The 12,256-nt window shown below is 66.3% G+C and carries 15 protein-coding genes and 1 pseudogene; 10 read left to right on the forward strand and 6 right to left on the reverse strand.

The features are described 5' to 3' along the window. Positions 1 to 124: 124 nt before the first annotated feature. On the reverse strand, positions 125 to 1,180 hold the full coding sequence (locus ABZU32_RS03965; protein WP_354916767.1) for a saccharopine dehydrogenase NADP-binding domain-containing protein: 1,056 nt from the start codon (positions 1,178 to 1,180) through the stop codon (positions 125 to 127). A gap of 81 nt (positions 1,181 to 1,261) precedes the next feature. Between ABZU32_RS03965 and ABZU32_RS03970 the strand changes: the two genes are divergently transcribed. Both ABZU32_RS03970 and ABZU32_RS03975 read left to right on the forward strand, forming a co-directional pair. After that, positions 1,262 to 1,840: a TetR/AcrR family transcriptional regulator gene (locus ABZU32_RS03970; protein ID WP_354916770.1), complete on the forward strand. Its 579-nt coding sequence runs from the start codon at positions 1,262 to 1,264 to the stop codon at positions 1,838 to 1,840. Between the two features lie 175 nt (positions 1,841 to 2,015). After that, positions 2,016 to 2,786, forward strand: a complete 771-nt coding sequence (locus ABZU32_RS03975; protein WP_354916773.1) for a class I SAM-dependent methyltransferase — start codon at positions 2,016 to 2,018, stop codon at positions 2,784 to 2,786. Between the two features lie 128 nt (positions 2,787 to 2,914). Here the strand turns inward: ABZU32_RS03975 and ABZU32_RS03980 are convergent, their stop codons facing one another. Next, complete coding sequence (locus ABZU32_RS03980) at positions 2,915 to 3,493, reverse strand: GNAT family N-acetyltransferase (protein WP_354916776.1); 579 nt, start codon at positions 3,491 to 3,493, stop codon at positions 2,915 to 2,917. 136 nt (positions 3,494 to 3,629) lie between these two features. Here ABZU32_RS03980 and ABZU32_RS03985 point away from each other — a divergent pair. Together ABZU32_RS03985 and ABZU32_RS03990 are read left to right on the forward strand one after the other, a co-directional pair. Then, a pseudogene (locus tag ABZU32_RS03985) lies at positions 3,630 to 4,297 on the forward strand (DUF4240 domain-containing protein). A gap of 322 nt (positions 4,298 to 4,619) precedes the next feature. Beyond that, positions 4,620 to 4,796, forward strand: a complete 177-nt coding sequence (locus ABZU32_RS03990; RefSeq protein ID WP_354916779.1) for a DUF6879 family protein — start codon at positions 4,620 to 4,622, stop codon at positions 4,794 to 4,796. 541 nt (positions 4,797 to 5,337) lie between these two features. Here ABZU32_RS03990 and ABZU32_RS03995 read toward each other — a convergent pair. After that, positions 5,338 to 5,982, reverse strand: coding sequence for a TetR/AcrR family transcriptional regulator (locus ABZU32_RS03995; protein ID WP_354916782.1), 645 nt, complete (start codon positions 5,980 to 5,982; stop codon positions 5,338 to 5,340). 144 nt (positions 5,983 to 6,126) lie between these two features. On the opposite strand from ABZU32_RS03995, the gene ABZU32_RS04000 reads away from it, so the two are divergent. Together ABZU32_RS04000 and ABZU32_RS04005 are read left to right on the forward strand one after the other, a co-directional pair. Next, positions 6,127 to 6,906, forward strand: a complete 780-nt coding sequence (locus tag ABZU32_RS04000) for an SDR family oxidoreductase (protein WP_354916785.1) — start codon at positions 6,127 to 6,129, stop codon at positions 6,904 to 6,906. Continuing rightward, positions 6,903 to 7,379 carry a nitroreductase/quinone reductase family protein gene (locus ABZU32_RS04005; protein ID WP_354916788.1) on the forward strand — a complete coding sequence of 159 codons (477 nt, stop codon included), beginning with the start codon at positions 6,903 to 6,905 and terminating at the stop codon, positions 7,377 to 7,379. The genes ABZU32_RS04000 and ABZU32_RS04005 overlap by 4 nt, the downstream gene beginning before the upstream one ends. A 375-nt stretch (positions 7,380 to 7,754) precedes the next feature. Here the strand turns inward: ABZU32_RS04005 and ABZU32_RS04010 are convergent, their stop codons facing one another. From ABZU32_RS04010 to ABZU32_RS04020, 3 genes are all read right to left on the reverse strand, one after another. After that, on the reverse strand, positions 7,755 to 8,411 hold the full coding sequence (locus ABZU32_RS04010; RefSeq protein ID WP_354916791.1) for a class I SAM-dependent methyltransferase: 657 nt from the start codon (positions 8,409 to 8,411) through the stop codon (positions 7,755 to 7,757). A 131-nt stretch (positions 8,412 to 8,542) separates the two neighbouring features. Further along, the gene (locus ABZU32_RS04015; protein ID WP_354916794.1) at positions 8,543 to 8,800 is read right to left on the reverse strand and encodes a hypothetical protein; all 258 of its coding nucleotides are present in this window, start codon (positions 8,798 to 8,800) and stop codon (positions 8,543 to 8,545) included. 14 nt (positions 8,801 to 8,814) lie between these two features. Further along, on the reverse strand, positions 8,815 to 9,351 hold the full coding sequence (locus ABZU32_RS04020) for an ATP-binding protein (RefSeq protein WP_354916797.1): 537 nt from the start codon (positions 9,349 to 9,351) through the stop codon (positions 8,815 to 8,817). 213 nt (positions 9,352 to 9,564) lie between these two features. On the opposite strand from ABZU32_RS04020, the gene ABZU32_RS04025 reads away from it, so the two are divergent. From ABZU32_RS04025 to ABZU32_RS04040, 4 genes are read left to right on the forward strand one after another with little or no spacing between them, the layout of a single operon-like run. After that, positions 9,565 to 10,425: a helix-turn-helix transcriptional regulator gene (locus ABZU32_RS04025; RefSeq protein WP_354916800.1), complete on the forward strand. Its 861-nt coding sequence runs from the start codon at positions 9,565 to 9,567 to the stop codon at positions 10,423 to 10,425. After that, positions 10,422 to 10,619, forward strand: a complete 198-nt coding sequence (locus tag ABZU32_RS04030) for a DUF397 domain-containing protein (RefSeq protein WP_354916803.1) — start codon at positions 10,422 to 10,424, stop codon at positions 10,617 to 10,619. Before ABZU32_RS04025 ends, ABZU32_RS04030 begins: the two co-directional genes overlap by 4 nt. Continuing rightward, positions 10,616 to 10,978: a hypothetical protein gene (locus ABZU32_RS04035; RefSeq protein ID WP_354916805.1), complete on the forward strand. Its 363-nt coding sequence runs from the start codon at positions 10,616 to 10,618 to the stop codon at positions 10,976 to 10,978. Before ABZU32_RS04030 ends, ABZU32_RS04035 begins: the two co-directional genes overlap by 4 nt. Before the next feature lie 3 nt (positions 10,979 to 10,981). Then, a complete protein-coding gene (locus tag ABZU32_RS04040) occupies positions 10,982 to 11,908 on the forward strand; it encodes a DUF4231 domain-containing protein (RefSeq protein ID WP_354916808.1) in 927 nt (308 codons plus the stop codon). The last annotated feature ends 348 nt before the right edge of the window (positions 11,909 to 12,256 follow it).

The raw sequence follows: 12,256 nt of genomic DNA on the forward strand, positions 1-12,256 counted from the left end.
GCAAAAGTCGATCATCTCGGCACGGCCTCACACGCACCGCTGACGACCACGTGACGCGACCGATCGGGTCGAGCTCGCCGCCCGGCTTCCAGGAGACCCGTTTCGCCAGGTTCGGTACGAGTTCTCAGTCCGTGATCACGAACTCGGCGCCGGCGGCCAGCGCCACCTCGGGTCCGAAGAGCCTGGCCGGGGTGAACGCGCCGGGGCGGCCCTCGCCCTTGGCCAGGCGCTGGGCGACCTCGGTGACGGCGCCGACCGTGAACGTCATGCCTTCGCCGGTGCGCAGCCAGCCCTCACGCACGCGACCGGACGGCCATTCGACCCGGGCTCGGCCCCAGGACGACCGGCGCGGGCGCTCCTTGGCCGTGGTCGTCGTGATGCCGGCGAGCCGCCGAGTGACGAAGCCCGCCACGCCGGGCAACCGCAGCACGCCACTGATCACCGGCAGAGCCGCCCGGACGGCCGGGTTGGCCGGGACGAGAGCCGAGGCGCCGATCACCGACGGGGCGCCACTGGCCCGCCAGGCCGCGAAGAGCTCGCCGCCGCCCAGGGAAGCGGTGGTGACCACGTCGCCATCGGGGGTGGTCAGCCGCTCGGCGGCACCACCGGCCCGGGCGCGTACCAACCGGCCCTGCCGCACCTCGCGGCCGCCGTCAAGCAACCCGCGCACGATGGTGGCGGCCAGAGCTTCGCCGAGGGCGCCGGGTTCGATCGCGACCGACGCGACGGCGTCGATGCGTACTCGCGATGGCTTCTCCTCGGCCGCCAGCAGATGCAGCAAAATGCTCTCGGTCGCGAGCACGCCGAAGCCCGCCCCGCAGACCAGCGTGCGACCGGTCGCCGCCGCCTCCCGGTCCATGCCGTGGAGCAGTTCGAACGCGCTCAGCTCGGCGGCGACGTCGACGTAGTGGGTGCCCGGCGGACAGGCCCGCGCGACCCGCGGCGCCGTGACCGTGAACGGGCCCACCGTGTTGATCACGACGGCCGGCGCCTCGGTGGCCAGCCGCGCGCAGACCTCGTCGAGCGAGCCGGTCACCGCCCGGGCGTCCGGACACACCTGAGCCAGCCGCTCCCGATCGCGGCCCGCCACCACCACCTCGGCGCCCGCCTGCCGTAGACGCTCCACCGCCTCCCGGCCGACCCGTCCGGTCGCGCCGAGCACCCAGATTTCACCCGTCATGTTCGCCTCCCATAGTCATGGCACGTCGTGTCATCACTATGGCATGGCACGACATGGCGTGTCATCACTAGAATGTGCCGCATGGGTCGATGGCAGCCGGGTGCGCGAGAACGGCTCGAGCAGGCCGCGCTCGATCTCTTCCTCGAGCAGGGCTTCACCGAGACGACGGTGCCGCAGATCACGGCGAGGGCCGGGCTCACGACCCGTACGTTCTTCCGGCACTTCGCCGACAAGCGTGAGGTGCTGTTCGCCGGCGAGGAGATGGTGCCCGAGCAGGTGGCCCGCCTCATGGCCGAGGCCCCGCCGTCGCTCGGCCCGATGGAACTGATCGCCGAAGGCCTGGCCCCCGCCGCGGCCGAGATCTTCGAAGGCCGCAGCCTCGACTACCTGCTACGCCGACGGGCCGTGATCGACGCCGAACCCGCTCTGCATGAGCGCGAGCTGCGCAAGTTCTCGCTGATGTCCAAGGCCCTGGAGCAGGGCTTCCGCGACCGCGGCGTCGACGACCTGACCGCCCGGCTGGCGGCCGAGATCGCCGTGACAACGTTCCGGATAGCGGTGACCCGCTGGCTCGACCAGCATGGCGACCCCGACCTCCCGGCCACCATCAACCAGACGCTGGCGGCGATGAGGCACCTGACGAACACGCCCTCGACGTGAGCCGAACGACTCGATGGGAGCTCGGGCTTCCGCGGGAAGCACCACTCCCCTCGCAGCCGGCCCCCTGGTCGCATGCTCAAGTCCCTGTTCCATCAGTAGGGTGAAACAGCGATCAAGCGACCTCCCGGGCAGGGGCACGCCTCCAGGCCACCGGGACGACACGGAGCCGGCGAGGGTGACAGCCAGAGAGGCGGCGTCAATGTCCAGCGGGCAGTTGTACGACACCATCGGAGCCACCTACACCGCGACACGGCGCACCGAACCGCGCATCGCCGCGCAGATCTGGGCCGCGCTCGGCGATGCCCGGACCATCCTGAACGTCGGGGCGGGCACCGGGTCCTACGAGCCCCCCGACCGCCACGTCCTGGCGGTGGAACCGTCGGCGCTCATGCGTTCGCAGCGCCCCGCGGAGGCGGCGCCGTGCATGATCGGGTCCGCCGAGAACCTGCCGTTCGACGACCGGTCCTTCGACGCCGCGATGGCCGTCGCCTCGATCCATCACTGGCCGGACCCGATCGCCGGCCTGCGCGAGCTGCGGCGGGTCGCTCGCCGCGTGGTGGTGTTCACGCACGACACCAGTGACACCGGATGGCTTCACCGGTTCTGGCTCACCCGCGACTACCTGCCCGAGGTCGCGAACCTCCTTGTCGGCCGGCCTTCGATAACCGAGCTGGCCGATGCGATCGGAGCCAGGATCGAACCGGTGCCCATCCCGTGGGACTGCACCGACGGCTTCTTCGAGGCCTACTGGCGCCGCCCCGAGGCATACCTGGACGAGAACGTCCGCCGCGGAATGTCGGTCTGGACCACAGTCGGCCCGGACGCCGAACAGCGCGCGGTGCGCACCCTCCGCGACGACCTCACCTCCGGCCGCTGGCACGAACGCAACCAAGCCCTCCTCGCCCTCGAAGAAGCAGAACTCGGCCTCCGCCTGCTGATCGCCTGAACTCCCTGCGGCTGGGCGCCATCTCAGACGACTTCTGTCCGCGGCTTGCCGAGTCCTGCCCTCCAGCAGGACTCTCGCTCACGCCGCCGTACCGGCCGTGCCCTGGCTCATCGGCGCAAGCGCTCTGGTCACGCCTCGGCCGCCTGGCAGGCGAGCCACTGCTCTCGGGTGATCGCGTACTCGACCTCACCAAGATCGCTGCCGGGGATCGGCTCGTCCCACTCCATGTGGAACGTACGGACATGCTCCATCCCGAGTGCGGTCATGGTCGCGCGGGAGGCGGTGTTGACCACCATGGTCTCGGCGAAGATGCGGTGCAGCCGGAGATCTTCGAACCCGTGCCGGATGAGCTCGCGGGCTCCTTCGCTGGCCAACCCCTGGCGCCAGTAGCGACGCAGGAGCCGGTAGCCGAGCTCGGCCTGCCCCTCGACCGGCCCTTGGTCGGCGCGCTCCGGCGGCTGCAGGATCCACCAGCCGACGAACCGCCCGTCCACGAACCCGGCCCAGAAACCCAGTCCGGCGACGCGCTCCGCGGCCGCGAGCCGCTGCCCATGGAGAACCTCGACCTCCTCACGGCTGCGAGCACGGCCGTTGCCGAGGTACCGCATGACCTCGGGGTCGGCGTCGAGCGCGATCTCGTCTTCGAGGTGCTCGTCGGACAGGGGAACAAGCTCAATGCGGTCGGTGCGCAGCTTCGCCTGAGACATGCGCCGCATTCTCGCGCAAGAGCCACTCACCGGTCATCCGAGTATCGACCACCGCTCCGCCCGTCCGCGCCGTGGAGCACTAGAGCCTTCGTGATCAGTACGCGAAAATGTCATACCTGGCCGCCAAGCTTCCGGCATGAACACCGACGAGTACTGGGGCCTGGTCGAACGCTCCGGCGTGCACGCCACCGACCTGGACACCCGGGCCACATGGCTCGTGGACGAGTTGAGCGTTATGCCGCCGGCCGACATCGTCGATTTCAAGCTCCGTCACGCGGAGGTGAAAAGGGCGGCCGACACCTGGCCCATGTGGGGCGCCGCCTATCTCATTTGCGGTGGCTGGTGCTCGAAGACGTCTTCTGGTATTTCCAGTCGTGGCTCATCGGCCTGGGCAGGGAGACGTACGAAAGAGCGACCACCGACCCCGACACCCTGGCCGACGCGTCACAGATCGAGCGCCTCGCAACGGGCGGCGAGGACGTGGAACCACCAGAGTGGGAACTCCTCGACCACGTAGCCGACGAGGCCTACGAGCGAGTGACCGGCGAGCATGACGGCTTGAACCGAGTCCTCGAAGAACGAGGCATCGTGCTCCCGGTCGACCCAGAGCCTGAAGAAGACGGCCTCGATGAGGGACAAGCCGAACGAGCGCGGCGACTTCCACGACTGCTGGCAGTGTTCCCACCGGCGGACACAGCCTCAGACGGCCTGTCAATGCACGACATCCTGGACGACCACCTCACACGGACAGGGAAGCCGAGAGAAGAACTCCTCGCCGATCGCTCCACGGACGAACAGCCCTGAGGCCGTCGAGGTTCGGTATGGGGCGATCAGTCCAGCAGCCCTCACGGTGCTCGGCCGGTGGGCCAGGAGATCGCGGCGAGACATACGTGTTCCGAGGCCGCTCATCACCGACTCGGCCGTACTCGCTGACCTGGACATGCCCAGCTATGAGACAGTGATCGAGATCCCGAAGACCGCGCTGGAGGTGACCAGTGGCCTGGAGTGCCGGAGCGCCGACGTTCGACCAGTGGACCACCCTGTTCCGCTCGTGCGAGCGGTCGGCCGTCCACCTGGAGATGCGTGACCTGTACGCCGTATCCGTCGAGAACCCGGTGTTCTCGGCATGGCAGGCAGGCCACCGCTCGACGGAGACCGGGTGCAGTTCAACCACTTCACCGGAGAAGGCCACTGGGCTGGCGTGGAGTGGTGCGAAGAGCCCGACGTGGCGAAACTGTGCGCGACGGCGTTCGACGCGGTGTGGGCGGCGGGTATAGACCACGGCGACTACAGGCCCGTCTGACCCCGGCCCCCTATCCGCACACCCGGTAAGCAGCACCATGCCATCACCGCCCTGAACGCCTGAGAGCCTGGCCGAGCAGCGCGCAAGCCTCCCGATGACCTCGCATCCGGCCGGCCGAACGTGACCGATGACGGCTTCGGGGGTATGGGCAGAACCTTCTGCACGCGATCTGCACGTCACTGTCGGAGGGGTCTGCACGCGGCTGTGTGAGCATGCCCGGCGTGCGGAGACATGTGATGATCACCATGTTGGCGGCGCTGGGGCCGGTTGGCTCTTCACAGATGAGGGTGTGGCTGCGAGCCTGACTTGCGGGTCTTGCCACCCCTCTTGCCGTCGTTGGGAGTCCCCCCGAGAGCGCAGCCTTGCACGTTTGGGCTCGCTGCTGAGACCTCTTGTCGAGCCGTGCCGATGTCAGGCTGATCGAGGCGGGTCAACACATCGACGCTCCCTCCTTCGATGTCCGCCCCGGGATGCCCCGCGACGCCCTTGGTGCCGACGGCCTCGATCGCTTGGGCATCAGCTCCTTTGGTGGCGGCGGGACTCAGTCGTTGGTGGACGCCCCTGGTCCAGTCGCGGCGTACCGGGCGGCGATGGTGCGGACGGCCTCATCGACCACCTGAGCGACGCGTTCGGCGCTCACCTTCCAGCCCGGCACTAGGAGCGTCGGCCAGAAGACGTAGTTGGAGATCATGCCTAGGAACTGGGTGGCTGCGAGGTCCACGTCCTCGATCCGAACCGTTCCCGCCTCGTGCTCAGCCAGAAGGTAGCTGCGTACGGACTCGAAGTACGGCATCTTCCCGTGCGAGAACTGCGCATGGGCCAGCTCAGGGAACCGCGGCAGCTCGGCGATGACGATCCTGAACAGGTCGGTCATCTGGGCACGGCCCAACAGCTGGGCGTAACGGCGACCGATGATGCTGAGCCCGTCGACGACGTTGCCTGCCGGCGGGGGATCCTCCTCGTCAGCGGTCGACCAGGACTCGGTCACGATGGCGTCGAACAAGGCGGCTTTGCTCGGAAACTGCTTGAACAAGGTGGCCCGCGAAACGCCCGAGCGCTCTGCGATCCGCGCCAGCGACGTCCGGTCGTAGCCCAACTCGAGAAACAGTGCGGTCGCGGCCGTCACGATCAGCGCGCGCTTCTCCTGGGCGACGCGCTGGTGATACGTCGTCACGACCGTGCTCATGGGCCGAGTATAGGAGGTGAGTGGCTTGACTCGCCACTGTCGCCGACCTAGTGTCGAGGGGATGGTGAGTCGCCCGGCTCACCACTGGCCGCCGTTCATCACTGGTGATCCCGGTCATTCACCCACGTACCGAAGGAACAGCGGATGCCCCGCTTCGACAACCAGACCGTGCTCGTGACCGGTGGGACCGGCGGCCAGGGCTCGAGCCACGTGCGCGCCTTTCACGCGGAGGGAGCGAACGTGGTGATCGGCGACATCGACGAGGAACGCGGCGCCGCTCTCGCCGACGAGCTCGGGACCCGCGCTCGCTTCACCCGCCTTGACGTCACCGACGAGAGCTCGTGGTCCGCCGCCGTGCTGACCGCCGAGAGCGCCTTCGGCGCCCTGAACGTGCTCGTCAACAACGCGGGCGTGCAGAATCCCCCCGCAACAATCGAAAACACGGAGCAGGCCACGTGGTCGCGCATCCTCGGTATCAACCTCACAGGGACCTTCCTCGGCATCAAGGTCGCAGCCCCCGGTCTACGCCGCGCGGGAGGGGGAGCCATCGTCAACATCGCCTCGACCATGGGCCTGGGCGGCACGGCTCACTACGCGCCGTACGTCGCCAGCAAGTGGGCCGTGCGAGGCCTCACCGAAACGGCAGCACTCGAACTCGGCCGCGACCACATCCGGGTGAACACCATCCACCCCGGCGTGATCGCGACCCCCTTCATCCACGAACCAGCAGCCGGCGCAGTCGCGGCGATCGCCGACTTCTACTCACCCGAGCCGTTCGCCATCCCGCGGCTCGGGGAGCCGACCGACGTCAGCCGTCTTCTCCTGTTCCTCACGTCATCAGACGCGTCGTTCATCACGGGGTCGGAGTACGTCATCGACGGGGGACTCCTCCTCGGCCCCGCCCTGCAGGCCGAGACCGCATGAGCACTCCTGACACGACCGGGTCGAACGACTCCGCACGGGACGCGGCTCTGTCCCACCTGCCCGACCACGTCCGACAAGCCATCGAGATCACCCCCGCCGCGGGCACCAGAGAACGGATCATCGACATCACGACGCTGGGGCGCCGCACCGGCCGAGCACACCGCATCGAGATCTTCTTCTACCGAGCTGCGGGCACCACCTACCTCTGTAGCGGCGCCGGCGGTGCGGCGACCGACTGGCATGCGAACCTTCTCGCCAATCCCAACTTCACCTTCCACCTCAAGAACGGGATCCGCGCAGATCTGCCGGCACGGGCCACGCCTGTCACCGACCCAGCCGAACGTCAAGCCGTGCTGGCGGAGATCGTGGCGGATCTCAATCAGCCCCACGACCCCGGCACCATCCGGCCGACTCGGCTCGAAGATTGGGCTGAGAGTCGGCTGATGCGCATCAGCTTCCGCCGTCGGCCGTGATCGCGAATCCTTCGACAGATACACCTTCAACCGTGAAGAGCCGGGTTGCGGCTCAGGACCGAAGACCGCTCCTGAGATCGCCGGATATGCCGAGACGTATCTGCAGGCGCACCCGGACGTCAAGCGGGCGGCGAAGCGCCACCGTGGTCGTCAAGGGGCACCTTCTGCGATTGGGGTGCTACAACCGTCGCCGCCCCTCCGGCCGATCAGGTCCGGGTGCTGACCTGGTCGGATGGCAATTTTCGGCGGAGCCAGCGGCCGAGCACGGCCGGCGGACGTCGCCGGACGTCTACACGGCGCCGCGGAGCCGATGACCAGGCTGATTTGTTGACGTCGATATCGACGTGATCATTCAGGTGCTGGCGGCCCCGGAGATCACGCGGTGGCCGTGACCGCCAGCACTGAAGGGATGGGCCGCTCGCCGAGCTCGAAGACCTGCTCGATGTTCAGTCCGGCATTGATGAATGCGTTGATCAGGTCGGCCAGTGGCACATGGCTCATTCCCACCCGGTCCCGAACTCCACCCGTGGGCCACCACGGGCCGCGCCCGTGCCAGCCCGCGGTCCGGTAGGTGGGATGGATGAGCAGCGCGTCATCCGGGCGGCGCTCGATGTGCGGGCCGTTGAAACAGGGGTGCACTCCCTGGAACAGCAGCAGGCCCCCAGGGCGCAGCACACGAGCCGCCTCCTTCATCAGCCTGGCGAAGTCACCGATGTCGGTAGAGACCCACAGTGTGGCGACGGTGTGGAAGCTGTTCGCGGCGAACGGAAGCATCGTCGCATCGCCCTGGAGGAGTGGAGCGTGATCCCTGCGGCGGGCGATATGCAGTTGGTCGGTCGAGCGATCGAAGCCGATGACGGTCCGGCCGGTGGACCGGATGGCGTCGAGGTACAGGCCGGTGCCGCAACCGATGTCAAGGCACAAGCCTTCCCCAGCACCGAGGAGGTCGACGATGAAAGCGACGTTGTCAGCGGCGAAAGGCGCATTGAAGTCGTCGTACCACTCCGCATGGCCGTCATAGCGCGCGGTCATAATCCATCTATACATTGACGATGACGTCACCGCGGCGTGCCTTTGCCATTCGCGCCAAGCTGCGAGGCTTCAAATCTTCCCGCCGCGCCGCCGACACCGTGCATCATCCATCAACGAAACACCCCATCGGCTTACTCTTCCGGCGGCCAGATGCGGGCGTCACGCATCCCGGCGTCTCCCTGGCGCCGCTCCTCGAACCCGACGATCATCGCCAGCGCCGCGTGCGCGTTCATCCTGATCAGGACGCTGGCGTCTCCGGCCCGGTCGATGAACGGTGAGATGACCGGGGAGGCGGCGATCCCCCGACGGCCGAGCCACTCCTGCATGCGCCTGCGCAGCTCGGCGGCCAGGCGGAGCGCCTGGCGGTCGCGATCGGTGAGGTGACACATCCGGCCGCCTCCGCTCAGCTCTCGCCGACGAGCAACAGGTCGACCCACGTCTCGGGCAGCTTCTCGTCCACGTCGAACCACACGGCCATGCCGTCGCCGCGTCGCCGGGTGATGCCCCACTGCTTGGCCAGCACATCGACCAGCCGCATGCCCCGGCCGCTCTCGGCGCCCTGATCGTCCCGCAGCAGCCGCGGCAGACCGTTGTTCCCCTCGTCCATCACCTTGATGTGCAGGTCCTCGGCGAACGTCCGGACGATGGCCAGGGTGAAGAAGGACGATCCGCTGTACCGGACGGAGTTCGACGACAGCTCGGACACCAGCAGGACCGCGATCTCCGCGGCCGGATGATCGAGCAGCGTCTCCTCCGTGACCCGCCGCGCACAGGACACCTGATCCCCGGTCGCCCGGAACGTCTCCCGCCGAACCGACCGCACCCGCAGCGCCTCACCCGCCACCGGTGGATTCGGCACCAAACTCCACCCACCCGGCGCCCCAATCAACTCCCCCACCGCGACGTGCCCTTCCACGGCCCCCGCCTGGTCCATGGTCATCGCCCAGTCACCTCCAGATCTCCGGTTTCCCTGCGCTAACAGCAGGTTCGATGGCATGCTCTACCGAGAGTGACGGGTTGATTACTACGGTGCAACCGTAATCCTAAAAATACTGCGAGATAACACCGATCTTGAGTAAGGAGCACTCGCCACGGTCCATGCCGCCCTCGTCCAGAAAACGGCGAGTCGTCCCGAACAGCAGAAGGGTCCAAAATGCCTCAACTAACGAATCCCACCATCCGGCATCGCAGGCTCGCCTCCGAGTTGGAACGCCTGCGCGAGGCGGCCGGCTTCTCCAGGGAAGAGGTCGCCGAACGACTCGACTGGCACGCGACGAAGGTGTGGCGAGTCGAGAGCGCGCGCTCCGGCATCAGCACCGGCGACCTTCGGGACCTGCTCGACCTCTACGAGGTAAACGGGGCACGTCGGGAAGCACTTCTCGCACTCGCTCGGCACAGCCGACAGAAGGGCTGGTGGACTGAGTACCGCGACGTTCTCACCGGCTCCTACCTTGACCTGGAAGCTCAAGCCACCACGATCAGGAACTTCGAACCGCAGGTCATTCCGGGACTTCTCCAGACCGAGGCGTACGCCCGTGCAGTGATGCGTACCGCACTCGTCATGGAATCCAAGGAGGTCAGACGACGCACCGAGGCGCGCGTCGCACGACAGCGATTGCTCGCGGAAGACAGCGACGGCCCGACGCTGTGGGTCGTGTTCGACGAGGTGGCCATCCGGCGTCCCGTAGGCGACGGCAACACGATGCGCGAACAGTTGCAACGGCTCATCGACCTGAGCGAGCACCCGCGAGTCACCATGCAGGTCATCCGCACTGCGGCTGGCGCCCACCCCGGCCTGTCCGGTCCGTTCGTCATCCTCGACTTCCCGACACCGCAGTTCTTCGCCCCGATCATCTACCTCGAGACCGCGGCCACCGCCCTGTATTTGGAGGAGACGGAAGAAGTAGCGCGATATACGCTGATGTTTGACCACCTCCGGGCAATCGCCCTTGGCCCAGCGGAGTCTGTCAGGTTCATCCAATCGGTCCAGTCCGGATTCGGGAGCGAAGAATGATCAACCGGCAGGACATCGACCTCTCGCGCGCCGACTGGCGCAAGAGCACCCACAGCACGGCCCAGGGAGAGAACTGCGTAGAGGTCGTCCGAATGGACTCACACGTCGCAGTACGCGATTCCAAATGCCCCGACGGCCCCATCCTGATCTTGCGGCACCAGGAGTGGAGCGCCTTTCTAGCGGAGATCAGATGACGACACGGGTCTGGACTTGCGTTCTCGACTGGTCAGCATCACACGGCGACCTCGACCCGTCCGTGTGCGTAGTACAGGCAGAGGATCCCGACACTGCCACAGATCAGGCGATTACCCTGACCAGCGCCCACTTCGTCGGCGTCAACGAAGACTGGCGAACTGAAGTCGACATCGCGGAGCAACTCTTCCCCATCCTGACATTCCACGGCGATCTATCTGGCCTGGTGGCCTCACCAAGCCACTGCATACTTCGCAGTCCAGGGTCTGTAGATCATCTTGAAGGACCAGCCGACTTCACACAACCCTGGCCAGGTGCCAAGGAGTCGGCCATTCCCGCCAAACATAAGCCGTATCGTTGACTCATGCCAACCGAATCCTCAGGAGTCACTTCTAGTCAGTCGGCCGACGAAAGTGAGTTCTCGCCCTTATATCGCGATCTCGATGAAGCGGCGATGATAGGGCAACGGCGCTATCTGAGACTCACGACAATAAGGCTGACCATGCTACTGGCCGCTGCCTTCGCCGGAGCATTCACATTAAAATGGCGAAGTGCCGATGTAGCCGGAATCATAGCAGCAGGAGCGTTCGGCGCCGCCTTGGTCACCGAAGTACATCTGCTCGGCAGTCGCCCTCAGCAATTATGGTACGACGGCCGGGCCGCCGCCGAATCGGCTAAAACGCTTATCTGGCGATACGTCAGCGGCGGACGCCCATTCGCGAAGAATCAGGTCTCAGACGCGGAGGCAGATCGAGGCCTTGCCATTGCATTCCGCGAGATCACTCGCTTGTTGATGGGCGGAAGAATACTCCCTCCCATCACCCAGAGCGCACAGATCACTGATGGCATGCGGCGAATCCGAAATCTTCCGCTCACAGCCCGGCGAGCACATTACTTGGCCAACCGTTTGGGTGATCAGCAAAATTGGTACGCACAGAAATCCAGATGGCATGAACGGCGCGCGAATAGGTGGTCGGTGCTTCTGGCCTCTTTGGAAGCTATAGGCATCGTCGGCGGCGTCCTAAAGGGGGCCGGCATCGTCGAAATCGACCTGCTAGGAGTATGTGGCGCGGTAATCGCAGCGGGAACTGCGTGGCTAGAGGTTCGGCAGCACACTACCCTTGCCTTCATCTACGCTCTTACGAGTCAGGCGATCGCGGAAATCATGCCGCTCGACGCCTTACCCGACAACGAAGATGAATGGGCAACTATGGTGCACGATGTCGAGCGTGCCATACGAGCCCCCGGAAGCCCTCGCGACGCTGCAGCTCTACCGTTTCCCGGAGGATAGACCCAAGCTCATATATAGCGATTTTCCGCAACGCAACGGGCGAATATATCAAACACGCACAAAAACCAACTCTAGTTGTTTCGCCACGGCACCCGCTTGGCCCACTACTGGCATCACCCCTTATCGTCGGATGGATTTCGCGCTATGCCAATGAGCCGACGCGCCTGGCACGGATCGACTGGCCGCCAGCACCGTCGCGCAGGTCAAGCGGATCGGCGCGACCGAACACCACAGGCGGATCCGCCCACGCCGCAGCCACCTGGTCTAAGCCGCCATACGCAGACCGCTGGCCGATCAGCTGGTGTTCAGTACTCGACAGTGACCGGCTGAATGTCCGGCTACAGCGCT

Origin of the sequence: Sphaerisporangium sp. NPDC005288 (assembly GCF_040607475.1) — a bacterium.
Classification (GTDB): Bacteria; Actinomycetota; Actinomycetes; order Streptosporangiales; family Streptosporangiaceae; genus Sphaerisporangium; species Sphaerisporangium rhizosphaerae.

What these genes read in the sequence shown, in the direction of transcription:
- ABZU32_RS03965 (WP_354916767.1), bottom strand. Translation starts at nt 1,180, where the DNA reads ATGACGGGTGAAATCTGGGTGCTCGGCGCGACCGGACGGGTCGGCCGG.
- ABZU32_RS04010 (WP_354916791.1), bottom strand. Translation starts at nt 8,411, where the DNA reads ATGACCGCGCGCTATGACGGCCATGCGGAGTGGTACGACGACTTCAAT.
- ABZU32_RS04040 (WP_354916808.1), top strand. Translation starts at nt 10,982, where the DNA reads ATGCCAACCGAATCCTCAGGAGTCACTTCTAGTCAGTCGGCCGACGAA.
- ABZU32_RS04025 (WP_354916800.1), top strand. Translation starts at nt 9,565, where the DNA reads ATGCCTCAACTAACGAATCCCACCATCCGGCATCGCAGGCTCGCCTCC.
- ABZU32_RS03995 (WP_354916782.1), bottom strand. Translation starts at nt 5,982, where the DNA reads ATGAGCACGGTCGTGACGACGTATCACCAGCGCGTCGCCCAGGAGAAG.
- ABZU32_RS04030 (WP_354916803.1), top strand. Translation starts at nt 10,422, where the DNA reads ATGATCAACCGGCAGGACATCGACCTCTCGCGCGCCGACTGGCGCAAG.
- ABZU32_RS03970 (WP_354916770.1), top strand. Translation starts at nt 1,262, where the DNA reads ATGGGTCGATGGCAGCCGGGTGCGCGAGAACGGCTCGAGCAGGCCGCG.
- ABZU32_RS04020 (WP_354916797.1), bottom strand. Translation starts at nt 9,351, where the DNA reads ATGACCATGGACCAGGCGGGGGCCGTGGAAGGGCACGTCGCGGTGGGG.
- ABZU32_RS04005 (WP_354916788.1), top strand. Translation starts at nt 6,903, where the DNA reads ATGAGCACTCCTGACACGACCGGGTCGAACGACTCCGCACGGGACGCG.
- ABZU32_RS03980 (WP_354916776.1), bottom strand. Translation starts at nt 3,493, where the DNA reads ATGTCTCAGGCGAAGCTGCGCACCGACCGCATTGAGCTTGTTCCCCTG.
- ABZU32_RS03990 (WP_354916779.1), top strand. Translation starts at nt 4,620, where the DNA reads ATGGCAGGCAGGCCACCGCTCGACGGAGACCGGGTGCAGTTCAACCAC.
- ABZU32_RS04035 (WP_354916805.1), top strand. Translation starts at nt 10,616, where the DNA reads ATGACGACACGGGTCTGGACTTGCGTTCTCGACTGGTCAGCATCACAC.
- ABZU32_RS04000 (WP_354916785.1), top strand. Translation starts at nt 6,127, where the DNA reads ATGCCCCGCTTCGACAACCAGACCGTGCTCGTGACCGGTGGGACCGGC.
- ABZU32_RS04015 (WP_354916794.1), bottom strand. Translation starts at nt 8,800, where the DNA reads ATGTGTCACCTCACCGATCGCGACCGCCAGGCGCTCCGCCTGGCCGCC.